The organism is Halomonas sp. E19 (assembly GCF_052439355.1).
Lineage (GTDB): Bacteria > Pseudomonadota > Gammaproteobacteria > Pseudomonadales > Halomonadaceae > Halomonas.
Map to the genome: position 1 here is coordinate 1 of NZ_JBNFWU010000002.1, position 24,985 is coordinate 24,985.

Annotated in this window: 28 protein-coding genes; 24 read left to right on the forward strand and 4 right to left on the reverse strand. The window is 63.8% G+C overall.

Annotated elements, in window-relative coordinates; translation table 11 throughout:
• Positions 1–204 precede the first annotated feature (204 nt).
• A complete protein-coding gene (locus ACUDAL_RS19160) occupies positions 205–729 on the reverse strand; it encodes a porin family protein (RefSeq protein ID WP_444679457.1) in 525 nt (174 codons plus the stop codon).
• 282 nt (positions 730–1,011) lie between these two features.
• Between ACUDAL_RS19160 and ACUDAL_RS19165 the strand changes: the two genes are divergently transcribed.
• Positions 1,012–1,287, forward strand: coding sequence for an HU family DNA-binding protein (locus tag ACUDAL_RS19165; protein ID WP_444679458.1), 276 nt, complete (start codon positions 1,012–1,014; stop codon positions 1,285–1,287).
• A gap of 596 nt (positions 1,288–1,883) precedes the next feature.
• Here the strand turns inward: ACUDAL_RS19165 and ACUDAL_RS19170 are convergent.
• The gene (locus tag ACUDAL_RS19170) at positions 1,884–2,951 is read right to left on the reverse strand and encodes a replication protein RepA (RefSeq protein ID WP_444679459.1); all 1,068 of its coding nucleotides are present in this window, start codon (positions 2,949–2,951) and stop codon (positions 1,884–1,886) included.
• Between the two features lie 361 nt (positions 2,952–3,312).
• Here ACUDAL_RS19170 and ssb point away from each other — a divergent pair, with 361 nt between their 5' ends.
• The 5 genes from ssb to ACUDAL_RS19195 all read left to right on the forward strand — a co-directional run bounded on the left by ssb (position 3,313) and on the right by ACUDAL_RS19195 (position 7,666).
• Entirely contained in the window at positions 3,313–3,924 is a 612-nt protein-coding gene (gene ssb / locus ACUDAL_RS19175) for a single-stranded DNA-binding protein (protein WP_444679460.1), read from the forward strand.
• A gap of 107 nt (positions 3,925–4,031) precedes the next feature.
• Complete coding sequence (locus tag ACUDAL_RS19180; protein ID WP_444679461.1) at positions 4,032–4,340, forward strand: hypothetical protein; 309 nt, start codon at positions 4,032–4,034, stop codon at positions 4,338–4,340.
• Between the two features lie 264 nt (positions 4,341–4,604).
• The gene (locus ACUDAL_RS19185) at positions 4,605–6,512 is read left to right on the forward strand and encodes a hypothetical protein (protein WP_444679462.1); all 1,908 of its coding nucleotides are present in this window, start codon (positions 4,605–4,607) and stop codon (positions 6,510–6,512) included.
• Between the two features lie 49 nt (positions 6,513–6,561).
• Positions 6,562–7,446, forward strand: a complete 885-nt coding sequence (locus ACUDAL_RS19190) for a hypothetical protein (protein WP_444679463.1) — start codon at positions 6,562–6,564, stop codon at positions 7,444–7,446.
• A gap of 16 nt (positions 7,447–7,462) precedes the next feature.
• Complete coding sequence (locus tag ACUDAL_RS19195) at positions 7,463–7,666, forward strand: hypothetical protein (protein ID WP_444679464.1); 204 nt, start codon at positions 7,463–7,465, stop codon at positions 7,664–7,666.
• Between the two features lie 553 nt (positions 7,667–8,219).
• On the opposite strand, the gene ACUDAL_RS19200 is transcribed toward ACUDAL_RS19195, so the two are convergent.
• Positions 8,220–8,372 (reverse strand): hypothetical protein, encoded by a 153-nt coding sequence (locus ACUDAL_RS19200; RefSeq protein WP_444679465.1) that lies wholly within the window; start codon positions 8,370–8,372, stop codon positions 8,220–8,222.
• Positions 8,373–9,827: 1,455 nt separating this feature from the next.
• Between ACUDAL_RS19200 and ACUDAL_RS19205 the strand changes: the two genes are divergently transcribed.
• The 15 genes from ACUDAL_RS19205 to ACUDAL_RS19275 all read left to right on the forward strand — a co-directional run bounded on the left by ACUDAL_RS19205 (position 9,828) and on the right by ACUDAL_RS19275 (position 20,190).
• The gene (locus tag ACUDAL_RS19205; RefSeq protein ID WP_444679466.1) at positions 9,828–10,568 is read left to right on the forward strand and encodes a hypothetical protein; all 741 of its coding nucleotides are present in this window, start codon (positions 9,828–9,830) and stop codon (positions 10,566–10,568) included.
• Positions 10,569–10,741: 173 nt separating this feature from the next.
• The gene (locus ACUDAL_RS19210; RefSeq protein ID WP_444679467.1) at positions 10,742–11,803 is read left to right on the forward strand and encodes a helix-hairpin-helix domain-containing protein; all 1,062 of its coding nucleotides are present in this window, start codon (positions 10,742–10,744) and stop codon (positions 11,801–11,803) included.
• A gap of 102 nt (positions 11,804–11,905) precedes the next feature.
• Positions 11,906–12,601, forward strand: a complete 696-nt coding sequence (locus tag ACUDAL_RS19215) for a hypothetical protein (protein WP_444679468.1) — start codon at positions 11,906–11,908, stop codon at positions 12,599–12,601.
• 46 nt (positions 12,602–12,647) lie between these two features.
• Positions 12,648–13,046: a hypothetical protein gene (locus ACUDAL_RS19220; protein ID WP_444679469.1), complete on the forward strand. Its 399-nt coding sequence runs from the start codon at positions 12,648–12,650 to the stop codon at positions 13,044–13,046.
• 179 nt (positions 13,047–13,225) lie between these two features.
• Positions 13,226–13,708 carry a hypothetical protein gene (locus tag ACUDAL_RS19225; protein ID WP_444679470.1) on the forward strand — a complete coding sequence of 161 codons (483 nt, stop codon included), beginning with the start codon at positions 13,226–13,228 and terminating at the stop codon, positions 13,706–13,708.
• Positions 13,705–14,355, forward strand: a complete 651-nt coding sequence (locus ACUDAL_RS19230; protein WP_444679471.1) for a hypothetical protein — start codon at positions 13,705–13,707, stop codon at positions 14,353–14,355. The genes ACUDAL_RS19225 and ACUDAL_RS19230 overlap by 4 nt, the downstream gene beginning before the upstream one ends.
• Positions 14,352–15,212 carry a BRCT domain-containing protein gene (locus ACUDAL_RS19235; RefSeq protein ID WP_444679472.1) on the forward strand — a complete coding sequence of 287 codons (861 nt, stop codon included), beginning with the start codon at positions 14,352–14,354 and terminating at the stop codon, positions 15,210–15,212. Before ACUDAL_RS19230 ends, ACUDAL_RS19235 begins: the two co-directional genes overlap by 4 nt.
• Positions 15,213–15,308: 96 nt before the next feature.
• Positions 15,309–15,719, forward strand: coding sequence for a hypothetical protein (locus ACUDAL_RS19240; RefSeq protein WP_444679473.1), 411 nt, complete (start codon positions 15,309–15,311; stop codon positions 15,717–15,719).
• A gap of 4 nt (positions 15,720–15,723) precedes the next feature.
• The gene (locus tag ACUDAL_RS19245) at positions 15,724–16,236 is read left to right on the forward strand and encodes a hypothetical protein (RefSeq protein WP_444679474.1); all 513 of its coding nucleotides are present in this window, start codon (positions 15,724–15,726) and stop codon (positions 16,234–16,236) included.
• 162 nt (positions 16,237–16,398) lie between these two features.
• Positions 16,399–16,539: a hypothetical protein gene (locus ACUDAL_RS19250; RefSeq protein WP_444679475.1), complete on the forward strand. Its 141-nt coding sequence runs from the start codon at positions 16,399–16,401 to the stop codon at positions 16,537–16,539.
• Positions 16,536–17,369 carry a hypothetical protein gene (locus ACUDAL_RS19255; protein WP_444679476.1) on the forward strand — a complete coding sequence of 278 codons (834 nt, stop codon included), beginning with the start codon at positions 16,536–16,538 and terminating at the stop codon, positions 17,367–17,369. The genes ACUDAL_RS19250 and ACUDAL_RS19255 overlap by 4 nt, the downstream gene beginning before the upstream one ends.
• A 105-nt stretch (positions 17,370–17,474) precedes the next feature.
• On the forward strand, positions 17,475–17,738 hold the full coding sequence (locus tag ACUDAL_RS19260; protein WP_421417824.1) for a hypothetical protein: 264 nt from the start codon (positions 17,475–17,477) through the stop codon (positions 17,736–17,738).
• Between the two features lie 60 nt (positions 17,739–17,798).
• Entirely contained in the window at positions 17,799–18,881 is a 1,083-nt protein-coding gene (recA, locus tag ACUDAL_RS19265; protein ID WP_444679477.1) for a recombinase RecA, read from the forward strand.
• A 275-nt stretch (positions 18,882–19,156) separates the two neighbouring features.
• On the forward strand, positions 19,157–19,681 hold the full coding sequence (locus ACUDAL_RS19270; protein WP_444679478.1) for a hypothetical protein: 525 nt from the start codon (positions 19,157–19,159) through the stop codon (positions 19,679–19,681).
• Entirely contained in the window at positions 19,669–20,190 is a 522-nt protein-coding gene (locus tag ACUDAL_RS19275) for a hypothetical protein (RefSeq protein WP_444679479.1), read from the forward strand. Before ACUDAL_RS19270 ends, ACUDAL_RS19275 begins: the two co-directional genes overlap by 13 nt.
• Positions 20,191–20,269: 79 nt before the next feature.
• Here ACUDAL_RS19275 and ACUDAL_RS19280 read toward each other — a convergent pair whose 3' ends face one another.
• Entirely contained in the window at positions 20,270–22,528 is a 2,259-nt protein-coding gene (locus ACUDAL_RS19280) for a hypothetical protein (protein WP_444679480.1), read from the reverse strand.
• A 271-nt stretch (positions 22,529–22,799) separates the two neighbouring features.
• Here ACUDAL_RS19280 and ACUDAL_RS19285 point away from each other — a divergent pair, with 271 nt between their 5' ends.
• The 3 genes from ACUDAL_RS19285 (at position 22,800) to ACUDAL_RS19295 (ending at position 24,969) form a co-directional block, all read left to right on the forward strand.
• On the forward strand, positions 22,800–23,159 hold the full coding sequence (locus ACUDAL_RS19285; protein WP_444679481.1) for a hypothetical protein: 360 nt from the start codon (positions 22,800–22,802) through the stop codon (positions 23,157–23,159).
• Between the two features lie 103 nt (positions 23,160–23,262).
• A complete protein-coding gene (locus ACUDAL_RS19290; protein ID WP_444679482.1) occupies positions 23,263–23,469 on the forward strand; it encodes a hypothetical protein in 207 nt (68 codons plus the stop codon).
• Between the two features lie 99 nt (positions 23,470–23,568).
• Positions 23,569–24,969: a PhoH family protein gene (locus ACUDAL_RS19295; RefSeq protein ID WP_444679483.1), complete on the forward strand. Its 1,401-nt coding sequence runs from the start codon at positions 23,569–23,571 to the stop codon at positions 24,967–24,969.
• The last annotated feature ends 16 nt before the right edge of the window (positions 24,970–24,985 follow it).

The window sequence follows — 24,985 nt, forward strand, 5'->3', positions numbered from 1 at the left end:
ATGGCGGGAGTGACGAAGGCGCCGGCGATGGTGGCGGTCAGTGTGGTACAGAGCAGAGTCTTCTTCACGTGGTGTTCCCTTACTGTGGTTGGGGTGGTGCGAGCCTTGCCGCTCGCTTGCTTGAGTCATGCTACGGATTTCTCGAAATACGCAAGGGGCCTCTGGCGGGCCTGATGATCGCGGTGTCGGATCGTGACAGCGACCCTAGAAGCGATACACGACACCCAGGCCTGTGGCTTCGAGGGACGCATCTGGAGTGTCGAGATAGCGCATGTGATCGAGGCGTATGGCCCACTTGCCGCCGGTGTCGGCATCGAGCTCGATACCTACGCCCCAGGAGAAGCCTGACTCCTTGAGTGAGCGACCCCCTTGGCTGATCTCGACCTGGGCCGCACCAGCAAGGGCATAGGCACGAATATGGCGCGTGACGGGGTGTACGGCCTTGGCGTAAACGCCTACTGCGCTGTCTAGGGTCACGGATTGACCCTGGCGTGTATCGCTGCCCAGCCCGCCTGCACGGATCTCGCCGCCAAACCTTGAGTTGAGATGGGTGCCCAGCGATACGCGTCCGCCGACAGCCTCGGCTGAGCCGCTGGGACCTTGATCCAGAGCCCAATGGATAGCGTCGGCAGCGAGATAGCCCACCATCTGGGCATAAACGGGTGAAGCAGTAAGGCTTGCCGTGACGAGCGCGGCAATCAGCAATGAGGGGGTACGGAAACGGAGCATGCCTGAGGGTCCTTGTTTGGCACCGTGGTGACGCTGATCGGTACGATACGCGTTGACCGCCGCAACACCGGTGCCGGGAAGGACCCTTCAAGGGCACGTCGAGACATCGGTTCTTGGATTCGCCACTGGATATACTGGCCAGGCGCTGACGCGGGGTGCGTTCATCAGCGGCAACAACCAGGGAGGCCTGCGTGCGTAATGGAATAGCTATCTTCGCCATTGCAGGTTCTCGTCGGATGACGTAAAAGCAACATTGCACATTGTTGATATAGAGGTAATACCATGAAGCGTAAGAGTGACCTTGTTACAGCACTTGCCGATAAGACGGGCCTTAGCAAGACGGATGTCGCATCCGTCATTGACACACTTCCCGAGATCGTAGTTGACGGTTTGAAAGATGAGGAAGAGTGTATTCTTCCGGGCCTTGGCAAGTTCAAGATTGGTCATCGATCTGAGAGAGAAGGTCGTAATCCTCAAACGGGTGACAAGGTCACTATCCCCGCACAGAACACGGTCAAGTTCGCCGCTGGGAAAACCCTTAAAGACGCAATCAAGTAAGTCGTACGACAAACACCACTCTATATTCTGTCGCTTAAACCTCGGGTAACCCCGGGGTTTTTTAATGCTTGGGGGCCACCCCGTAACCCGGCACACAACACACCGCTTCACAGGTCCTTGACGAGATCGGCTCGTGGCCCGCGCAGCGGGGCAGAGGCGATTGAGGCATGGGCCCGTCAACGAGCGAAGCGAGGCGACAGTCGCCGGCTGAGCCCAGGTTTCTTCCCTGCCTCCCTCGTCTGGTTATTCCCAGATGGGTGTCATGCCCTACAGGAAAACCCCTTTTGATTTACAGGTCATGGATGTAAAGGGCCGCTAGAGGAAAGCCTAGAGGGTGCTACAGGTTTAGGGGGGTGGTGATTCTTCGTGGTGGTGATCGTGATTCTTCGTGCCTGGTGATCGTGATTCTTCGTGGTGGTGATCGTGATTCTTCGTGCCTGGTGATCGTGATTCTTCGTGATAGTGATCGTGATTCTTCGTGACTAAGTGTCTGTATCAACAGGGATATCCACAGAATGCGCCACGTTGCATGCGCTCATGAAAAAGGCCACCCCCGTTGGGGATGGCCTTAGGTCCAGCGGACGTGGTCGGGCCTGCTAGCCGCGGTAGGGTATCGGTGGTGGGGATGACCGCAGGGCGACACCGGTTTTGACGACGCTCACCCGGGCTTTGGGATACACCGCCAGCACCTTCTTCAGCGCCACCTTGAAGTCACGCTTGAAGTTCCTGGCGCCATGCTCGCCATGATAGTCATGCCCGAACTGCGCTCGCAGAGAGGCCCAGTGCAATAGCACGCTCTTGCCACTCACCCGGTGCAGGCGCTCGGCCAGCATGGCGTAGAGGTCCAGCGCGAGAGCCGATCCCTTCAACGCGTGCAGGGCCCGCAGGTCCAGGGGGACGGCGTGTTGCGTAAGGCTGTCATAGTAGCGCTGGGTGAAGGCGATCTTTTCCGGCCACAGGTCTCGGCCGGCCCCCTTGCCACTCGGGCGCGTCCAGGCCTCGAACTCATCGATCAGGTCGCCTTTCACGGTGTAGGCCGTATCCCCCACGCTGTATCCCATGGTGATGCGGCATGCGGCCAGCGCCTGCACCTGACGCTTGAACATCGTGTAGGGGCCCCGGTCACCGCCGGCCGGCTCGAATCCCAGCGTCCTCAGGAAAGCCGATGCACTCGGGCCGACATCCACGATGGGAGAGCGTTGTCGCAGGGCCTGGGTGTTCAGGTGTGCCAACACGAGACGTGGCATCGCCCCGTAGGGTACGGGGTGTTCGACCCACCCCTCCCCGTCGAAGAGCGACCCTGCCTGGATATGAATCCCGACGCCGTCGCAGACACGTTGGAACGACGTGCCCTCGATCGCCCGGCGGGGCAGCCCTACCTGGCAGAGGATCGTGTGCATGAAGGCCAGGTCGTTCCCTTGTGGACCATGCATCGCGATGCGCTCGCTGGCCGCTAGCAACGCTTGGTGTGACGGCCTGGGGGGCTCGCCCTCCATGACGTCAGAGGAGGGAGTGGTGCGGTCAGAAGCCGCATCTTCCCGTAGCTGTCCGGCCTCCACGAGCTGGTTCACCACCTCCTGGGCCATCACTGGGTCAAGCCCCTTGTCGATCAGCTGCTGGAGGTAGGCCTCCCTGGTTGGCTTGTCGCGATTGTCTTGTGCCACCTGCTACCCCTGTTCTCGTGTATCGGCTCTCACAGTCCCGCGCATGCTATGCCCATTGCCGGGGCGTGGCGGTGTGCCGAGATGCCCTTGATGGGCACGTCGAGAGGGGGCATGCCATGCCGCTGTTGTTATTCTGCTTCGCAGTGGGGAAGGACGGCAGTGGTCCAATGGGGACTACCGCCCAGCGGAAACTCCGGGCATTGTCACATGGGAACACCATGTGATTATGGCGACCCAAATACCGTTTCCCAGGGCATTGCGTCTTCCTTGTTTGGTTATACAGTGAACTCACGTCAACAGCGACGCCAACGCCAAGCACTCATTACGTCAAGCCAAGCAGATACGCCAAGAGGAAGAAACAATGAGCAGATCCAAGAATCTTGTAATCCTGATCGGCAACCTGGGCAATGACCCCGAGTCCCGCAATCTGCCAAGTGGGGGAATGGTAACCAACGTTCGACTTGCCACCACTGATACTTGGAAGGATCGCCAAACGGGTCAAATGCAAGAACGCACTGAGTGGCATACTCTGGTGTTCTTCAACAAGCTTGCTGAAATCGCGGGCAATTACCTTTCGAAAGGCTCGAAGATTTATGTCGAGGGCCGACTTCAAACTCGCAAGTGGCAAGGTCAAGACGGCCAGGATCGCTATTCCACCGAAATCGTCTGTAGTGACCTGCAGATGCTCGACGGTAACCCCAACCGTACTCACCCTAACGCACCGTCGCCCAGTGCCGGCCAGCATGCTGGGCATGGCCAACCGCAGCAGGGGCAGGGCGGCGGGCACCAAGGGTATGGCGCCCCGTCGCCGCGCCAGGGCTACGGACAGGGTCCCCACCAGCCGCCCATGGGCCACCAGGGTGGCGGCTATGGGCACGCACAACCCGGGCATCAGCCCACCATCTCGGATGGTTTCGGGGCTCCCGATGATGAGATCCCGTTCGCGCCCATTCACCCCATGATGGGTGGCTGATCAGTTGCCACTGACCGCCACCATGTTTCCGGGTGGCGGTCGCCTCATCGCCAAGGACTACCGTAATACCGTATACAGTAACTACATGATCCCCTCGGGAGGCTCAGATGGAGATTAGCTATCAGGCAACGGATCACGACCTCACGGTCCTGAGGGGTCAGATACCCATCCGTGAGTTGCCATCCCTGATGAAACGCCATGGCAAGGACGCCATCGTCGATACCTGGTTGGCTCGGGCGCTGAAGGCCACCATGGTGATTGGCTCGCCGGAAGCCTGCGCCAGGAAGCGTGAAGCGCTCGGCCTGAGTCAGCTCCCTAGGGGGATGTCGCCGCCATGTCTCTGGATCAGCAGGTTGACGCCTGGCGTCGGCGTGGTGATGTGGGCGCATCATCGGAAGCCCTGGCCAATGTGCTGATGGGCATGGCTCACGCCCCCGAGGAACCGGCATACCCCCGTGACGCCGGTGATTTTCAGCGCTGCGCCTTGTTGCTGGTCTGGGCCCTGGGCTCCGTGAGCGCCTTCCGTCGATCGCTACCCGTTCCACCCCTGGCGTGCCATCGTTGAGCACTGGGATGAGCTCGAGATGCTTCTCGCCCTCGGCGATAGCGGGCACCGAAAGATCAACGAGCGCCTGTCGGAGCTGCTGTCCTAGACCGTTGGGGTTGGCCGAGGAGGTCATGTGAAACTCACGCCCGAGCAGGCTCGCATCATTGAAATGGCGACCGAGGCCATGTCCGAGGAACAGGCGGAGTTGGAAGGCGGCCGGTTGATCAACGCCCCGGGTGTCGCCGGGGCCGGCAAGTCGATCATCATAGTCGAGCTTGCCCGTCGCGATGCCCGCCGGCGCATCCTGTTTCTGTCCCAATCCCGCAATCTGCGCGATCGGGCGAGGGCCACCCTGCCTCCCAACGTCATGGCGATGACCGTCCAGGAGGCGGCGCACCGCTATCTGCAGCGTCTCTACGCCACCAAACTCAAGACCCTGCCCGTCCAGGGCAGCCTGACCGAGCAGCAAATGCTTTCTGCCGGAGGAGCCGGCACCACTCAACGCGAAGTCCAGCGAGCACGGCAGGTGCTTTACCGGTTCTATCGCAGTGCCGACCGCCATCCCGAACCGTCACATCTCCCATCCGGCAACCGCCCAGGTGAGGAGTGGGTTCTCGCTCCCGGCGAGAGCCGCCGGGTACTCAGGGTGGCAAGAGATGTCTGGTTCTCCCAGATCAGTCGCGATCCAGGCTCGGCACCGCTGACCTATGCCGCCGAGGTCAAGCTGTGGAGCCAGTCGGCGACGGAACAGATCCACCTGGAGGGGCTGGAGCGATCCATCTCGGTATCTCCGCTGCACGGCGCGGAGCTCGTGATCCTGGAGGAGTCTCAGGACGCGGATGAAGCTCAGCTAGGCCTGCTGTCACGACAGAACATCGCCGTGGTCATGTTCGGCGACGCCTTCCAGTCGCTGCGGCAAGGCAACCGCAGAATACAGGCTCAGCGTCACCCTCTGCAGGAGAGGGCTGACACGGTATACCTGCGCGACTCATTCCGCTTTGGCCCATCGATCGCTTCACTGCTCAACGCCCTGGCCCACAGAGCCGGTAGTTCCCGCGTTGATCGCTGTGTGGGACGAGGTGAGTCGAACGTCTACCCGTCAGCGCATCGCTATCACTGGGAGGCCCAGCAGATCCCCTACACGGTCATCACGAGTTCCGCGGTCGGCTTGTTCCAGGAGGCGCTGGAGGCCACTCAACGTGGCAAACGCATTGCCTGGGTCGATGGACTGGAATCCTATCCGATCGGCCTGGCACGTGACCTCGCAGTGCTCCGTCGTGACGGGAGTGACCGCGAACCGCGGGCCGATGGTTCCGCCCGGTCGGAGTCCTCTCTGGCAGATGTGAACAACCTCGAGGAGGCGCGAGCACGATTCCGCAAGCGGTGGGATAGCACCGGCCTTGAGCTGTGTGACTGGGTCGAAAAGGCAGGACGGTCGACCCTGGAGCTGCCCGATATCATTGATCGGTGGCGTGACCAGGACCAACAGCGTCAGGAGGCGATGAAAGATGCGTCGCAACCACCGCCAGAGCGGGATGTGACGCTGACCACGGTGGCCCGGGCGAAGGGGCATGAGTGGGGGCGTGTGGCGATCAGCGACGACTGTTTCCCGTCGGCGCTCCTGCAGGGCCGTTGGCAGTTGGCGAAGCGTGACCGGCAGGTTGCCAATCGCGCCTACACGGCGATCTCGCGTGCCCAGGTTGCCGTGGCGGTGTCCGAGGCCTTCCTGAGGTACCTTGAGGATCAAGGGGTCGTTCTGGCGCCAAACAGCTTCCCGGCCGGGGAGGAGGGGGTGTCGGACGAGCGGGTCCATTCCCACTTCGGGTGCCAGCGGCAGACTCAACTGGAGATGTCACCTTCTCTTCGGCGCCGGCGGATGGCCCTCAAGCCGCCCAGACGTGTATCCAACATGGCCTCAGGCCATCTCCGGCTGAAAGAACAGCTCGAGGAGCAAGCTGAGTCGCTGAAGGGGCATTCGGTGGACGAGCTTCGCGCCATGCTCAGGGGGCCTGCTCGCAATGACCGGCGTCATGGTCGTTGATGTCGATGAGACCTTGAGGGGCTAGGCTCAAGGAGGTGCCGTTCCGTCGGTGCCGGGTGTGTTCGAGAGACGGGATGTCGAGGAGCAAGCATGGAGTTCTGTCCACGTTGCCGTGGGGGAGGTGAACGCCCCGAATTGTCCAGAATGTGGTGGGAGCGGATTCGTCGACGAGGTGGAAGCGGAGCCGGCACCGTCGAAGATCCTGTCCGTTTCGCCGGTGGCACGGCGCCAGCAGATCGAGACGGCCAGGAAAGCTCGGGAGGCGGAGAAGCGGCGAAAGGTCCGGGTGGGGTCACGGCCCGCCACCGGTACCGAGATGGCGTTGGCGGCATTGACGCCTCAGGAGCGTCGTGATCGCGAGAAGTGGTTGCGCAAGTACCAAGCCCGCCAGGCCAGGCGCCTGAAGGACGAAGCCCGGCGACGCAAGATGACGCCGGAACAGCTGGCAGCTGAGGATCAGCGGCGTCGCGAGCGTGCCTACGTGAAGCGACTGAACCGCCTTCAGGTGGCGAAGAAAGGGTCCGATGCGACACGGTCTGGGCGAGGTGCTGCCCGCCAGAAGGTACCCACGCCGCCGCCTCGAGAACGGCTCAGTCGCGAAGAGCAATCGGCCAAGGCCGCGACCAATGACCAGCTGAGGGCTCAGCTGGCTGCCCTGCTGCCGGAGGCATCGGCCTCCGACCCCGCACATGCCAAGGCTGACAAACAGCCGGCGGCCAAAAAGCGGTCGGGCAAACACAACCGGCGTCGAGCGCAAGACCAAGGGCTGCGCGAGCTTCCTCCAATTGATCCCCTCCATGCGTACCGCGGGGAGTTCCAGACGGTGGTCTCAGGACATGAGCGCGACGAAGATGCGGGGCGGCATTATGGCCACAGCTTCCGTGACCAGGGAGGCCAGTTCGGCTCGATGCCTCAATACGACGATCACGACTGAACAACAGGAGATGGGCATGAGACATGATAAGCGCCAGCCACTGCCGAAGGGCACGATCATTGAGTTCTGTGGCGAAGAAGCCGAGGTCATCCGTGACAAAGGCGGTGATCGCCTCACGGTACGGGTGGATACGTTCGAAATGGACTGGCGCTGGGAGTTCGAGGGGGTGTGCTGTTCCGTCGTGTCAGAGCCTCTACCCCTCGCGGCCAAGGATTTATAAGGAAAAGGAGACTCAAGGAGGCATCTTGCAAGTCATTGTATCGAAAGAACAGAGAGCTGCGGTCGGGGAGTTGGGGCAACCACTTGGGGGAGTTGGCACCACCAGTCCTGCTTCAATCGGTGAGTCGACGCTACCGGTTACCCTCTTTCGAAGGGCGTTGGCTCGTCATTATGCGAGTCTGAACCACCGGTAGGCGCACGTTCTGCGAGTCTCCGCTACCACCTGGGCCCCATTGGGCCTGTGGATAACCGCTCCTGACAGGGCCGGCGATGCCCCTTCCCGCCATTGTGCGAGCCACCACCACCACCTTTCTCGAGCCTGCACTACCAGGCGTCCCCTGCGGAGCGTAGGCGTTCGACGGCCTTGGGCACACCTCATCAGGGGGGCATTTTGCGAGCGTGGACTACCACGCCGGGAGCTGGGACCGTTGTGATATTGCATCCTACTGCTACCGGCTGGCCCTATCCATGCGGGTTTCACGAGCGCCAGCTACCACTGCAAGATGCCATGAAGGCCTGCCATGAGGGGGTTTTGCGACCAGCAGCACCCGCTCTCACCGCTTCGCGTTGCAGGCGCGTTCCGGCTCCTGGGGCATGCGCCTCTGGCGTGCTTGATGAGCGTTCCGTTCGATCTGGACATAGGCGAACAGGCACACGCAGGCCATGAACACGGCGAAGGCGGCGATCATCCAGCTGACGGGGGACAAGGGGGCTCTCCTCTGATGGAACACCTGTTGCCATTCTAGCACCCGAGGCTGGCGCCTCGCGGACGACAGAGGGTCCTGCCCCATGTGAGAGGCCCACTGGTCAGGCAAGAGGGTTTTGCGAGCGCCAGCACCCAGTCAAGCGATGGCCCCGCTCATTCTGCGAGTTCCAGCTACCACTGCTCAGCGCTGTGAATCCCATCAGAGGGGTTTTGCGACCAGCAGCACCCGGTCAGAGGCCTGGCGCGGGGATTCTGCGAGTTCCCGCTACCACTGCAAGCCCAAAGGGCTCGGCGGGGCATTCTGCGAGCGCCAGCCACCACTCCCGCATGACAGAGGGATCGGCAAGGGGGTTCTGCGAGTGTCAGCACCCAGTCCTTCAACAAGCCAGCGGCATTCTTGCGAGCGCCAGCCACCACTCCCGCATGACAGAGGGATCGGCAAGGGGGATTCTGCGAGTGCCAGCACCCAGTCCTTCCACAAGGCAGCGGCATTCTGCGAGCTTCCGCTACCACTGCTCAGCGCCGAGAATCGCGGCAGACGGGGGTTTTGCGACCACCAGCACCCGGTCAGACGCCAGGCTCGGGGGTTCTGCGAGTGTCCGCTACCACCCGACCAATGTCGGGGGTATCCCCCGGGTATTTTGCGACCACCAGCACCCAGTCTCTGTCGCAGCCGATGAATCGCCGTGAATCTACGGTGACGTAGGGAGCCTGGCACCCCTTTTGAATCCGAGTTATGCGAGCGCCAGCACCCAGTCCCGATCGGCTGAAACGCCCTCAGTAGGGGTTTTGCGACTTGCAGCTACCGGCTGGGCGGGCACCATCGTAGCGGAGGTTGTGCGAGCTTGAGCTACCACCTCGAGGGTAGGGTAGAGGTCGCTTGCGGGGAGTTATGCGAGTCTCAGCTACCAGTGAAAGCCCGGCAGGCGAGGGTTATGCGAGTCAGGGCTACCAGTTTACATGGGACGGGAGGCTGCTAGGCTCCGTCTAAGCCATTGCCACCACTCGCCGGGATACCACTCATGACACGACGCGCTACCAATGCCCGCACCGTCGACAGTCCCCGCCAAGTCCCCCTCTTTGGTCCCGACGAGACACCATTGGCAGAGCAGGATACTGCCCTGGATCGCCCCCTAGCCGTCTTCAAATCGTTCGTCTACAACACCAGCGACGAGCGCACCTCCCTGTCCAACAGCATTATGGTCTGGGACCTGCTGCCCAAGTACGCCAGCGAGCACCTCAACAGCGCCGAAGATGGCCCGCCCAAGGCCTCCGTGATCGAGTTCGGCTACTTCGGCCAGGACCTCAAGTTCACGCAGTTCCCCGGGACGACTAAGGATATCCGCGCCAGCAAGAGCCAGGAGGATGACCAGGACGCCTGGGTTAACCGCTTCCCGGGCATCCGTGAGCAGGCCGTCGAGATCGCCTTGATGAAGCTGGCCAGTGAGGAGGGGGCATGTGCGAGCGCCCCGACGGTCGCAAGGAGGCCAAGTACGGCGTGTCCTTCTCGATCCGCCAGCTGCGCGAGATTCTGCGTTCGCTCGGGCACACCTACAACCACTACCAGGTGGTTGAGGCCCTGGACATCCTGACCTCCAGCACCTTCACTCTGGAGTCGGCCCAGGGCGAATCGATCATCCGTGGCCACATCCTCGAGGACTACCGGGCCTCGACGGCGAAGGGCAACGCGAGGTTTGCCCCAGAGGCTCGCTGGCACGTGTTCTTCAACCGCGCCGTCGCCAAGGCTATCCAATCGGCCCAATACCGTCAGTACGACCTGCGCCGGCTGTACTCACGCCGCTCCTATGGCATCAACGTCATCAAGCGCATGGTGCTGCTGGCCACCAACATGTCCGAGCAGCACCCGGTGCGCCTTCGCTACAGCGAGCTCCAGAAGACCACCAGCGGGCTGAACTACTCGCGCATCTCCGATGGCATCAGCTACCTCGAGCGGGAGCTGAAACGGGTCATGAAGGACGGGACGATCTCGCGCTACGAGAAGGAGCTGGTCAAGAAGCGCAAGAAGGGCGTCTCAGGGCGCCCAACAATCGTGGACGCCGTGTTCATCCTCTATCCCGGCGCGGAGATGATCGCCGAGGTCAAGGCCTCCAATACCCGGCAGATGCGGGCCGAGCAGGAGTTGGGGCTCTCCCCGCGACAGCGCCAGGAGCGCCATCAGTCCCTCATCGCTGGCTGAGGCGTCTTGCTGGCGCCAACCGGGAGAGACTGCGGACTATATGCCGTTGCAATCCGCTTGGCGGTCGTGAAAGCTCTTCGGGGGCACCCTGTATCGGCAGGTGTCACCCTCGAGGGCCCGCCCGGCAGCCAGCCGGGCACTGAAGGGCTACCATTCATTCCCCGGAGCCCGTCATGCGCATCACCCTCTGGCATCCGCCGCAGAACCCCCAGCGCGTCCGCGCCTATCTCAATCAGCTGGGGTGCCTACCTCAGGACGTCAAAGCCTTCGTCGTGCCGCACGGCAATGGCGTGAAGCTGTCGGTCAGTGACGCCGCGGCCGCGCCGGCGGTGCTGGAGGCCCTACACGAGGCAGGGGTGCTGTCGGAGGGGCAAACGCTCGAGGCCGTCCCCTTCGCTGTCTTTGAGGAACGCGCCCAGGCAGGTGCTGGCAAGGCAGGCCGTGCGCCCAGGGCCAAACGGCAGGGGTCCTCGGCATCGAACCGAGCGCCAGCCCGGAGCCTGACGGGTTCGCGCCTCAATGAGGCAGAGGCGCTGGACCTCGCCAGCATCCCGGTGCCTGACCCCGTGCTGATCCGCATCGACCATCGTGAGCCAGCGGCGCTGTTCGAGGCGCTGCAGGGCTTGCCCAATGTCACCCTGGAGCGCACGGATCTCTCGCTTGGCGACATCGAGATCCAGGGCCGGGAGACCCGCTACGTCATCGAGCGGAAGTGCTGCGCCGAGACGGCGGCACGAACGGACTTCGAGGCCTCGGTGGTCGGTGACGACAAGCGGCTCTTCTTCCAGAGCGAGAAAATGCGCCTGGAGGAGGGGATCACCCCGATCGTGCTCCTGGAAGGGCCGGTCCACGACAACTCACGCGGCATGCTGGTCCAGGCCATCGATGGGATGCTCAGCTTCCTGGTCACGATCCAGCGCATGAACGTCATCAACACCTACAGCCTGCGCCACACCTGCTACGTGATCCTCAAGCTCGCCGCCCATGACCGTTCGGGTCTCGGCTACGAACCACCACTGCGGGGGCGCAAGCCGACGGGGTTGCCCCAAGTGGCCCAGCTCGCCTTCGTGCTCGAAGGTATGCCCGGAGTTAGCGCCAACATTGCTCGCCTCCTGGCGGAACGCTTCGGCTCGATGGCGGGGCTGGTGGCGGCCAGCGAGGCGGACCTCGCCGCCGTCCCCGGCATGGGCCCAAAGCGCATTGCACAGATCCGCGCCATCCTGCATGGCGGGTGATGATTTGCATGTACCGTATTTGGATATACGGTAATACGGTAGTTATCGAGGCGGCCGGGTTGCCGCCACCCCAGCACGTCATAGCCCCAGGAGACCCCCACGATGCTTCCCTTTGACGCCGAGACCGTCACCCCCGAGGAGTGGCAACGTATCGCCGAGCAGGCCGAGAAGCCGCTGTGCTTCAACTTCCTACTGCTACCCAAGGTGCCCGACGACGCCGACACCTTCCTCGACCGGAATGGCCAGGGCGTGATGACTTGTTATGACGACGTGGACTGGAAGGGGCTGGCGCAGCTGCTCCAGGCGCGTCTCGAGGGGCAGGTGCCCAAGAGCATCAAGGTCTATGTGGCCGACGATGGGCCCGACATCTTCGACATGGTGAACGTGCGGCACGACCGTCTCGACACCCCTGAGACAGAGTCCGACTTCGGTTCGCGTACCGTCCAGGTGCTCCATCAGGTCGCCATGGCCGACTACCGGGCCGGGGTGCTGAGGCTGCCCGAAGAGATCAGCCTCCACCTCAACCCGCCGACGCGCTCCCAGCGTCCCCCGATCGCGGGGTTGGTGATCTCCGTGAAGTTCACCAAGATGCTCCAGGCCGTGGACTACATGTCGAGCGTCATGGAGAGACTGTTCGGCCAGTTGATGGCCCTGCCCATGGGGCCAATGTCATTGATGCATCCCATGGACGAGCCCTGCAGGCTCCCGCCCGAGGCGCACGCCTGGCTGGAGGCGCAGTTCGGCGCGGTCTACTCCGACCAGTGCGGCGTGTTGTTCCTGTCAGCCACCCACTCCTGAGCGATGCTCTCCCCGGTGACCAAGCGACGGGAGGAGGAGTGCTGACATGCGCCGCGTGCGTATTCCTCTGTCAAAGGCCGATTTCGGTCGGTTGTATTCCGCCGTCGCGAGGGCGGCACGCTTCTGTAAGCATCACATACCCACCCAGGGCGACAGCGTGGCGACAGCCGCCATGCTGCTCGCAACCTCGACGCTGGTAAAGCTTCACAAGGATCTCTGCCCGCAGATGCCAGGGTGCCGATCGGATAGATGCAGAGGCCCCCTGGCTGTTGATTTCATCGCAGGCCGCAAGCTCGCCCTGTCCGTGGAGCCGGGTGCGCATGATGTCTTGTACATCGTGATATTGGCGAACTGTCGTTCTGCTTCAGCTGGCGCTGAGGAAGTCGACACACAGACCCATAAGCTGCTCGACCGTATTCTGGAGGCGGCAAAGGCGTGCGACTGAGTGATGCGGGTTACCTCTTTAGAAGACATGCTCTCCCCTGGGGGTGGCGCCCTTCCGGGGGAGAATGTCACATCGGGACAGCGCGACACACTTGAAGGGCGCTCCCCACCTTGCGTGCTGGCGCTTTGCTGGCATCCTCCATGGCAACGGACCCGCCCCTAGCCACTGAGGAATCGCCCATGCCGGCCGCCGATCACGATCTGGACCTGTTCGCTGACGCCGAGGCTCCCGCCCAACAGCTCTCCGTCCCCAACGCCCACCTCATCGAGGGCAATGCGCAGGCCCTTGCGCTGCTCCAGCGTGCCGAGACCCTGGCCGAAGCGTGCGAGACCCTGAACGAGGCCTATCGCCTCGGCAAGCCCCTGGTCAGCGATGCCGCCTATGACCAGTGCTTCGTGCTCGGGCTTCGCCAGCAGGACCCCGATCATCCGTTCCTGCATCGCGTCGAGCCGGAGCCGCTGTCCCTGGACCTGCCGACGGTGAGGCATGCGACGCCGATGCTCTCCACCTGGAAGGGCTACGATCTCGAGGCCGTGGAACGTTACCTCCAGCAGGTGACCCGGGCCGCCGTCGAGGAGGGGTCGCCCCCGACGCCCTGCGCTTTCGCCTCACACCGAAGCTCGACGGCATCGCCGGGGTGGACGATGGAGATCGCCTGGTGACCCGAGGCGATGGACTGCAGGGCCAGGACATCACGCGCATCATCGAGCTTGGCGTGGTCATGCAGGGCGGTCGTGGTCGAGGCCGGGGCGAGCTGGTCTGCGATCGTGAGTTCTTCCATGCCAAGCTGGGCAAGGGCACCGAGCACAACCAGGAGCATCCCCGCAACTTCGTCGCCGGGTTCGTGAGCGCCGACAGCGTGAAGCCTCATCATCGGCTGGCGCTGGAGGCTGGCGCCATCCGCTTCGTGCCCTTCGCCGAGCTGCCCGAGCGCATCGTGACGGCTGACGAGCTCCGCGTGGGGTGGGAGACCCTCTACGACAGCGTCGTGGCGGACAACGCCTATGAGACCGACGGCATGGTGGTCGAGGTTACCGACGCGTCGCTACGCCATGCCATGGGGGCAACCTCGAGCCACGAGCGTGCGGTCATGGCCATCAAGCGCCAGGGCGAATCGGCCGTGTCCACGGTCCTCGCCGTGCGGCTGACGACCGGCAGGACCGGGCGGATCATCCCGACCTTGTTGATCAAGCCGGTGGTGCTCTCCGGCGCCACCGTCTCAAAGGTTACGGCCCACACCGCCAAGAACCTGCTGGCGCAGGGACTGGGGGAGGGCGCTAAGGCTCGTTTCGTGAGATCGGGGAAGTGATCCCCAAGCTCATCGAGGTCCTGGAGCCGGCCAAGACGCCATTGGTCGTGACCCACTGCCCCTCCTGCGGCACCGAGGCGGTCGAGATTGGGGAGCACCTGGAGTGTCCAAACGCATCGGGGTGTTCAGCCCAGGCCGAATCCCGGCTCCGGCACTGGTTCCACACACTGGGCAATGTCGACCTGTTCGGGCGCGAAACCGTTGCGCGACTGGTCGCGGCGGGCATCACCGAACTGCCGGCCATCTATGCCATGGCGGCCGACGATTTCGCCGCCCTCGGCTTTGGCCCCGGGCAATCCGCCAATCTGGTGGCCCAGCTGGAGCGTAGCCGCCGAGAGCCGGTCATGACGTGGCGCTGGCTGGCGGCGTTCGGCATCCGCCACCTCGGCCGCGGCGATGCCCGAAAGCTCCTGCAGGCGATCCCGCTGGACGACCTGGGGAGTGTGACAGCCGAGCAGATTGCCGCGATCGATGGTTTCGGACCCAAGACCTCACCGGAGATTGCCGCGACCCTTCGCGACATGTGGCCGCTGATCCTCCACATGCGGGTGCTGGGCTTCGCCCTCGAGGACGAGACGCCCGCCACCGAGGCGGGAGCCGACCAGCCCCTCGCCGGCCAGGTGATCTGCTTCACCGGCACCATGGTGGGCGCTTCGCGCAAGGACATGGAAGCCCAGGCCATGGCCATGGGGGCTCAGGTGCAGAGCGCCGTCAACGGCAAGACGACCCTGCTGGTGGCGGGTGACAAGGCCGGGAGCAAGGTGGCGAAGGCCGAGAAGCTCAATGACAGCGGCAAGGGAAGCATTCGCATCCTGACCGAACAGGACTACCGCCACGCCTTCGCGCCGCAGGCATGAGAAGGCGGCTTGCATGTCCTCGGACATGTGCAATAGTCCCGAGGACATGCCCCGCAACGATCAACAGGATGGGGCGAGACGACCTCGGGAGGAGACATGGGATTGTTCAGTTGGCTGTTCCAGCACGACCAGCGTGAAGAGGAGCGGGAGGTTGCCGACCGTTATGCTTCGCCGCTGGCGCACGATTGGCGCGATCTAGGACCTATCCGACGCCCTGTTGACCACAGCGCGGGGTTCCAGGACGACCTCACCCTCCATCGGACTGGGCCGACCGCGTCGAGCGGAAGCGTGATGGATCTTGGCCTCGGCGGGGATGACCATTGGGCTGCCTACCAGAGGCCGGCGATCAACCCCGCCACCGGCTTGCCGATGCTCAACGAGGTGTTTGATATCCACCACAACCATTTCGGAGTCTCGGAAGACATAGGTGGCATGGACAGCCTCACGGACATGGACGGTGGCATGGACAGCTTCGGTGACATGGGAGGATGCGATGGCCGGTGGTGATGCCGTGAGTGAGGCCCGGGGCTTTGCCCGTCAGCATCTCACTTCGCTTTCCCAGGATCTGCTGCACTGGAAATCCCGTGGGGTCCTGCCCAAGGAATGTCGCTTTCATCAGCTGGCCGAACTCGTTGCCCGCTACAGCAGCGAGGAGGACTGCTATCAAATGGCGGAGCTGCTGGTGACGCGCTGCAGCCTCGAGGCCACTGCTGGCGCCGACGTGACCCAGCCTCCCAGTACACAGGCGCCGCCCATGGACCTCGAGGTCACTCTGTTCGATGCCCCCTCGGGCTCTGTTCGCGGCACGGCCACCCTGTTCCTCGAGCTCAAGGGAAAGGCGCACAAGCTGGCGCATGCGACCCTGCTCACCGACGCTCCGGCGGACGTGACCATCACGATGCCGCGACGCATCGCAGAGGAGGACGTGCCGAGGGTCACCGGTGCTCTGATGATTTTCTCGGACCGAGTTCGCGAGGTGCAGGCTGATGATTTTCTCGGACCGAGTTCGCGAGGTGCAGGCTGATGATTTTCTCGGACCGAGTTCGCGAGGTGCAGGCATGATCAAGGATTCAGTGCGTGATCCGGCCGGGGCGCTGGCCTATCTGTGCGACTGCACCCTGGCCACGGTGTGCACGCTGGCCTGCAAGAAGAAAGCCCCCGGTACGAAACCCGCCGGCAGATCGCGATGGCGCAACAGGCCATCGACTGGATGCGGCTCTACGATGTCGACTTCTCCAAGACTCGTGCCCAGGAGGTGGTCGAGCAGTATGGCGGCAGCGTCGAGGCCTGGGCCGCCTCGTTCAAGGATGAGGGGGCGGCGTCATGACGGACGGGGGCCGCCAGCGAACCCTGGGGCAATACCCAACGCCAGCGTGGGCCGCTGCCGCCCTGGTGCGCAGCCACCTGCCCGATCTGGACCGCCAGGACTTCGTGGTCGAGCCGTCGTGTGGCCCCGGGCGCTTTCTTCAAGCGATCCCGGGGCATATCCCGGTGCTGGGGGTGGAGCTCGACACCGAGCTGGCGGAGCAGGCCCGGCTGCTGACGGGTCGCCCGGTCATCGCCGGGGACTTCCTGGAAGTGGAGCTACCCGAGACGCCCACCGTGATCGTCGGCAATCCACCGTTCAAGACAGCCCTCATCGAAGCCTTCCTCGAGCGTGCCCATGACCTGCTGGTGAATGAGGGTCGCGTCTGTTTCGTGCTGCCGGCCTTCTTCCTGCAGACCGCCCGGCGAGTCATGCGCTACAGCGAGCAGTGGTCGATGGCTCAGGAGATGCTGCCGCGTAACCTCTACGATGGCCTCAAGCATCCTCTGTGCTTCACCACGTTCCGCAAGGACCGGCGGCGCTTGATGGTGGGCTTCGGCCTCTATGCGGAGCTGGCGTACCTCCAGGGGCTCTCCAGAGACGTTCAGCAGGCCATGCGCGATGGACCGGCAACCTGGGGAGCGCTTGTCACCGAGGCCCTTGAGGCGATGGGCGGGGAGGCATCGCTGCGGGCGATCTACGAGTACGCCGCCGAGCGACGCCCGACACCGAACCCTGCCTGGCGTGAGCAGATCCGCAAGGTCTGCCAGACCAAGGCGCGTCGCACTGGACGGGGACGTTACGCGCTCCAGGAGCGCAGCCGTAACCTTTCCCTCGATCTCGCCTCCTGAATCGCGACGTCACGACGCGTCATCACCTTCTTTTGCTGCCTTGCATGATTCCGGCTCCGGGGTACCGTTGTCTCACGACTTCCAACGTGATCACGCGAGGACTCTATGGATTATATCCCCCTTATCATAGCGATGTTCTTCGTCGCGCTTATCGGCAAGGTCATCAGCGATTACCTGGCGCTAAAACGGGACTACAACGCCCTGCCGACCCTCGACGAATACCGTGAAGAGTTCCCTGAGTGCCAGACGCCCCGCGGCATCCGCTGCTGCGAGTGCAATTCCTCCAGCATCTGGCAGCGAAAGCTGAACCAATCAGGTAGAGCCATCTTCGAGTGCCGGCACTGTGGCACCGAGCTCTATCGCCGCTGACCGGCCACCCAGCCCCACCATGCCCGGGGTCACCGACCCGCCAACCGCAGGAGCCAGACCATGTCCAATCCCGAACGCAGCAAGGCCCTCGATGCCGCGCTCTCCCAGATCAACAAGCAATTCGGCAAGGGCGCCATCATGCGCCTGGGCGAAGAGCCCCGGGTTGCCATTCCCTCGGTGTCCACCGGCTCGCTCGGCCTCGACGTGGCCCTGGGGATCGGTGGCCTGCCACGGGGCAGGGTGACGGAAATCTTCGGGCCCGAGTCCTCCGGCAAAACCACCCTGACCCTGTCGCTCATCGCCCAGGCCCAGAAGCGCGGGATGACCTGTGCCTTCATCGACGCCGAGCATGCGCTCGATCCCGGCTATGCCGAGAAGCTCGGGGTCAATCTCGATGACCTCCTGGTGTCCCAGCCGGACAACGGCGAGCAGGCGCTCGAGATCACCGACACCCTGGTGCGTTCGGGCAGCGTCGACCTGATCGTGGTGGACTCGGTGGCCGCGCTGACCCCGCGAGCCGAGATCGAGGGAGAGATGGGGGATGCCCACGTCGGGCTGCAGGCTCGCCTGATGTCCCAGGCGCTGCGCAAGATCACCGGCAACATCAAGACCGCCAACTGCATGGTCGTCTTCATCAACCAGATCCGCATGAAGATAGGGGTGATGTTCGGTAGCCCCGAGACCACCACCGGCGGCAATGCGCTGAAGTTCTACTCCAGTGTCCGCCTGGACATCCGTCGCACCGGAGCGGTGAAGCAGGGCGAGGAGTCGATTGGCAACGAGACCCGGGTGAAGGTGGTCAAGAACAAGGTGTCGCCGCCGTTCCGTCAGGCCGAGTTCCAGATCCTCTACGGCAAGGGCATCAACCTCGCCGGCGAGATCGTCGACCTGGGCGTGAAGTGCGGCCTCGTGGACAAGGCCGGTGCCTGGTACAGCTACCAGGGCAACAAGATCGGTCAGGGCAAGGCCAACGCCTGCCAGTTCCTCGAGGAGAACCCGGCGATCATGGAGGAGATCGAGGCGGGCATCCGTGAGCAACTGATGGCCGCCCCCGTGACGTCACGTGAGGACACCGAGCAAGCCCCCGATCCGCTGCCGGAAGAGGCGCCGCCGATGCAGCGAGACATCGTCGAGGAGTTCTAATAGTCCCGCGCACTCCGGCCACGCGGGCGACACCAGACGGTGCGCCCGCGTTCTTGTCTCACACCCCGGAGGTTGACATTAGATTCCGTCTATGTAAGATAAAATGCTGAATTTAGCGCCTTTGAGCGCACTTTTTAGTTGAAGAGAAGCATCGCTGCCCGTTCCCATCCCCCCACCATCGCGCAACCCGGGGTAGCGATCAGAGCTAGACCAAGTCGTCCTACATCAACCCACACACCCCGTAGGAACGATCGAGCAACCGAGAGGAGATGCTCATGTCTAGCCCGTGCGCGAACACCGCCCGTACCCCCGTCCATGGTCGCCCCCGTCTGGGAGAGCCCACCAAGAGCCGATATCGCGCCGCACGTGCGCTGCGTCTGCTGCAACTGGTGGAGGAAGAGTGCGACAACACCTTTCTGATGGTCACCCGTGACGATGCGATGCCTGCCGTGGAGGAGGCCCAGCGGCATACTCACCGGCGCTACCTGCTGGCCGTCCTGGAAGAGGAGGCCCGTTGTCTCGCTACAGCGGCGCGTAAGGCCGGGGAGGGCCTTCTGTCGCGCTATGCCACCCAGCAGAAGCAGGCGCTTCACGAGGCTATCGATCTGCTCCCGCCGATCGGTCACACCGAGGCCGAATGGGAAGCGATCCGGGGTCATCTCAAGAGCCCTGTAGGCCGCCCCGCGGTGTCGCTGGAAAGTCGTTTGGCCAAGCAACGGATGGCCTATCGTGACCAGCTGGCGATCGCCAGGCACCATGAAGCCGAGCAGGGGAGCCGCCGGCGGAGATGGCCGACCTGATCGCCGTGGCGTACAACCCCAAGCTGGGCAAGCCCGCCCACCCCGTCTGGGTGCGCCGCACCAAGGCATTGCTCAACCGGGTGAAGGAGCGAATCGCCGCGATCGAGTCCGGTGACGCCCCCAGGGAGCAACGGGAGCATCTGCAGGCAAGGATGGCGGCCGAGGGGGTCGATGATCCGTCGCTACTGAAGGGCCGACCCGCCAGCGACCTGGAGGAGCGCCTGCCCATCCTGCGCAAGCGCCGTGATGCCCTGGAGAAGAAGCTGCGGCGGCCGGCTGCCGCCGACCATGCCGAGGCCAGTGACGCGGTGCCCGAGGCGCAGTTGTTGCCCAAGGGCTGTCCGCGACTCAGGGAGCACCTGGATAAACTGCTGAGGGAGGTGGGAGCCAGTCATCTGGCCATCGAGACGGTGCCGGCCGTGGCGGTGCCCGAGCTCGAGGCTCGCTACCAGGCGTTGTCCCGAGCGACCCGACTCCTGCTGGGGGATAGGGTCGCCGGCTACCCCTAAGCCACGGCGACGTGACGGCCGATCCGCCGCCCCGGGACACGGTGGCGGCGGCATCGAGGCTGAGGTCAGTGGATGCGGATCAGGACGCGGTGGCGATGCTCAGGTGACGCCCCGCATGACCGACCACGAACTGCTGGGCATCGGCGTCCCAGGTGAAGTAGAGGCGGTGGCGCTCATCGAGGGTGAGGTGGCTCTGCATGTCCCAGCGGCGGGAGCCCTCCGCCGTCTTCTCGGTGAAGATCCGCTCATCGCGCAGCTTGGGGTGCTGGTTGACACGGTCGGATTCGACGCACGCCAGGTGCCCCGGCACCACCTCCTTGAGGCTGTAGAGGGGCTTGCCTGCCGCCATGGCTTCCCAGCCTTGTTCGGCCATGGCCAGGAGCTTGCGCAGCAGGCCGGCGCCGCTCAGGGTGCTGGCCGCCTCGCTTGCCGACGTAAAGGCCGAGTCGAGGATGCGCAGGCGATCGGGATAGGTGGCCCGTGCCAGACGCAGCGCCTCCGGAGCCTGGCTCGACTGACCAAAGGCCTTTACCGCATCCACGAGGTCATCGTGGCCGATTGCGGATGCCTGCTCAGGCTCATGGGCTTGCAGCGTGGCCATGCTGGCACGCAACGCCCGGGCTTCGTCCTCAGATCGCTGGAGGGCCTCTTCAAGCTCCTGCACGCGCTGTTGCTGGCGCTCCTTTTCTGCCCGAGCGTTCACCGCGGCCTCGTGGTGCTCGTCGGCGCCTTCCTGACTTTCTTGCGGCTGCTCACCGGACACCGGCATCGAGAAGGGGACCAGCGACAGCTTTTCCCACGGTAGCTCGTCGAGGACAAGCAGCAGGGGCTCGACGTTCTCGGTCAGCATCTTGTCGCACGTGGCGGCCATGGTCTGTTGGGTTTCGCTGATGCGTTTCAGACGTTCGGCCAGGGTGAGCTGGGTATCGGCCTGGATCTCGCCGAGCGCCTCAGTGAAGCGCTGAAGGTCTCGTGCCACCAGCTCCGAGGCGAGCGGCACCAAGGGCAGGGGAGAGCACAGGGAGGGCGGCAACAGGTCGGCGTCCAGGTCGAAATGTTCGGGCGCAATGCTGTCCGGCGGGCCCTCGACATCGTCGGCCTGCTCATAGAGACAGACCTCGCCCTGTTGAAGTTGGCAGATCCAGCCGCCCAGGAGGTCGGCGTAGTAGAACAGCCGATCGACGGCACTCACCAAGCGCTCGGGGGATGATCCGTCGTTGAAGGCGGCGAGGTCCTGAGCCAGCAGCTCCAGCCACAGCGGCGGTATGCCACGCGCCCCCAGCGCTTCCTGCGACCAGGGCGCACCGTCCGGGGTGACGCTGGCGCAGACATAGCCCATCAGGGTATCGCGCTGTAGCCGGGGGATGGCACGCCTCTGTGCCTCGCTGAGGGCGTCGAGGGCCTCCTGCATCCTGGTCACGCGTGTCGCGGCGGAGCGCCAGTCGGCAAGCACATTGGCAGCGCTGGAGAGCCATTGCCCCTCGGCCAGCAGGGTTCGGATCGGCGCCAGGTCGGTGCCGGGCATCCAGGGTACCGCCAGCGGATTGCCGAACAGCAACTGACCGCCCGGTCCCGTCATGTCGCTGATCGTCATCATCAGGTTGAACCCCGCCGGCCAGAAGTGGCGGAAATCCGAGACCAGGTGAGGATCGTTGGCCAGGCTGCCAAGCGCCCACCAGGCATTGAAGGCCAGCCAGGCAGCCTCGGCATCTGCGTCCTCGCCGGCGGCATTGAGCCGTCCCAGGTGTTCAGCGAGGGGCACGATCAGGCGCAGGTATCCCTCGAAGGCGATGGTGCGCTGCGCATCGGCGCCCATGGCGATACGTGATCGGGTGAGGGTTATCAGTTCCTGCGGGTCGGTCTGGATGCCGACATGTGTTTTCCAGCGCTCGAGGATGTCGATCTCGATGACCGGGATCTTCTGTCCGTCGAGCCAGGCCATGACCGCTTCCTGGCGCTTGTGGTGTGCGGACAGGAACGTGGTGAGCAGCACGAAGTCATCGACATCGCCGTAGTGGCGCAGGAACTGCTTGCGATAGGCCTTGAAGGAGGTCTGCCGGCAGGCGCCGTAGGCGGTGATGTAGTCCTTGAGGGTGCGCCCTGTCAGTGCCTTGAAGGCAGCAGCCATGGCGGTGCGGCACCGCCCTTCGTCGTGGTCGGGCAGCAGTGTGACGAGGCTGAAGACGGGTAGGCTGACGGGCGGGTAGGTGGCCGTCGCCTCATCCCCCGTGACGCGCAGCTCGTCCTGGGCGTCCTGCACCACGGCCAGATTGTTCTGGAACACCTGGGCATAGTCCCCTGGATTGCCAAGCGCCTTCATGAATACCTTGTGGATCATCCTGATACTCCCGCGGTGGTGATGGACGACTGGTGCCCGATGTCGCCGAGGGTATCGCAGACCGGTCCTTTGGCAACGGTGCGAGATGCCCTTGGAGGGCACCTAGACGCATTGCGTCTTGATCGACCTGGGGTAGGGTTGGCGTCGACTCCGGTGCCTGGCGGCACAGCACCCGCCTGGTGCAGGCCCGGACAGGGGGCGTCAGTGACAGGTCGCTGAAAGACGGTCGGCGCCCATACCCATTCGTGATCAGGAAGACGAGACCACCACTATGCCCATCAGCCGCTTTAACGGTGTCGCCATCAATCATGCTGCGCTCGACGCGGGGGAGTCGGCCATTGTGTCCCGCTCAAGGACTCAAGGTATCGACGTGACACTGAGCATCGTGCGAGTGCGCGGGAAGGATGCCCCGACCGAAATGGAGGCGCTGATTCATCGTCACCGGGATAACCAGACCGCCTCCGTCGCTCTCGACCCTCGGGAAGTGAAGGTCCTTCACGAACAGACGGTGAGGCGGAAGGTCGTCGGCCTCATGGTGCCGCACATGGCGGAGACGCTTGCCTTGTGGGTACGCGACGAGCTCTATAACCCCTTCGCCGATAGGCAGATCAACCAGAAGAAGAGCGCCTAGGCGCTGGTCGGTACCGGCGGGCAGCCTTGGCTGCCCTGTATCGCAACGCCACCGAGGCTCGGCGGCGTATGACGACATCTCAACCTGCAGAGGAGGGCAGCCCATGGCAGGGCCGATCACGATCCAACGGCTGGCGCGTGGCCAGTACCAGGTGCTCAAGCACGGGCAGCATGTGGCCGATATCCAACGATCAACGCCTGATGAGTTCGGATACTGTGCCGAGATGCCGTGGATGCTGCGCCATGCCACGGGCCGCATCGATCGCCAGGCGACCTATGAGGACGCCGTGGATGAGGCGCACAAGATTTGAACAGCAGGCTGTGAAAAGGCCCTCAAGGGAACGTCGACGCAGAGTGTCCTCTGGCAAGGCCTGAGATGCTGTCGACGTCACCCGAGAGGAGCTGTGCCCATGGTACGCATCGACAAGAAGTCCACCCGCCTGTACGTCCTGGACACCAACGTCCTGCTTCACGACCCCGCCGCCCTTTACCAGTTCGACGAGCATGAGGTGGTCATCCCCATGACCGTCCTCGAGGAGCTCGACAAGCACAAGAACGGCATCCGCGAGATTGCCCGCACCGCCCGCCAAGTCAGCCGGACCCTTTCCGACCTCACCAGCAACGTCGACCTCGAACAGATCCACCAGGGCATCCCCATCACCCGGCAAAGTGGCACCGACGGGCGCCTGCGGCTGCTGTGCTACCAGGATCTGCAGGATCAACACGCACTGGCCGACAGCCCCGACAACCGCATCCTGGCCGAAACCTGCCGTCTGCAGAAGGAGCGTGACGATGCCTCGGTGATCCTGGTCACCAAGGACATCAATCTGCGGGTTAAGGCGGCGGCCCTGGGCGTGCCCGTCGAGGACTACCTGACCGATCGCGCCTTCGATGACAGCGATGCGATGCTGGAAGGGGTGAAGGTCTACCCGGATGCCGGCAGTGAGCTGTGGAATGGCCTCGCTCTCGATGTTCAGGTGGAGCGGGATGCCGGGCGAGTGCTGTACCAGCTGTCCGGTGAGATCCCCGCGGAGTGGCACCCCGGGATGCTGGTGGCCGACGGTGACACCGAGGCCGGGTTCGAGGCGGTGGTCCGTACGGTCACCCGCCAACGCGCCACCCTGGAGCTGCTCCGGAACTACCGGCACGGCACCGACGTGTGGGGCGTACATGCCCACGACTGTCGCCAGAACTTTGCGCTCAACTTGCTGATGGATGATGACGTCGATCTGGTGACCATTGCCGGCAGCGCCGGTACCGGCAAGACCTTCATGACCCTCGCCGCGGCTTTCGAGCAGACCCTGGACAGCAAGCGCTTCGAGCGTATCGTGTTCACCCGGGCCCCCATCACCATGAGCGAGGACATCGGCTTTCTCCCCGGCACCGAGGAGGAGAAGATGTCGCCCTGGATGGGGGCCTTCCACGACAACATGGACAACCTGCTGCGCAACGAGGATGGCGAGAGCAGCTGGGAGAACGGCGCCACCCGCCAGCTGCTCGGTTCCCGGGTGCAGATCCGTGCCCCGGGCTTCATGCGTGGCCGCACCCTCAACGACACCTTCCTGATCATCGACGAGGTCCAGAACTTCACGCCGAAGCAGATCAAGTCGCTGATCACCCGCGCCGGCCGCAACACCAAGATCGTGTGCCTGGGCAATGTGGGCCAGATCGACACGCCCTACCTCACGGCCAACACCAGCGGCATGGCCGCAGTGGTAGAGAGCTTCCGCGACTGGCCCCATGCCGGCCACGTCACGCTGAAGAGCGTCGAGCGATCCCGGCTGGCGCTGGCGGGCGAGGAGATGCTGTAGGGCAGGGGGCGAGCAA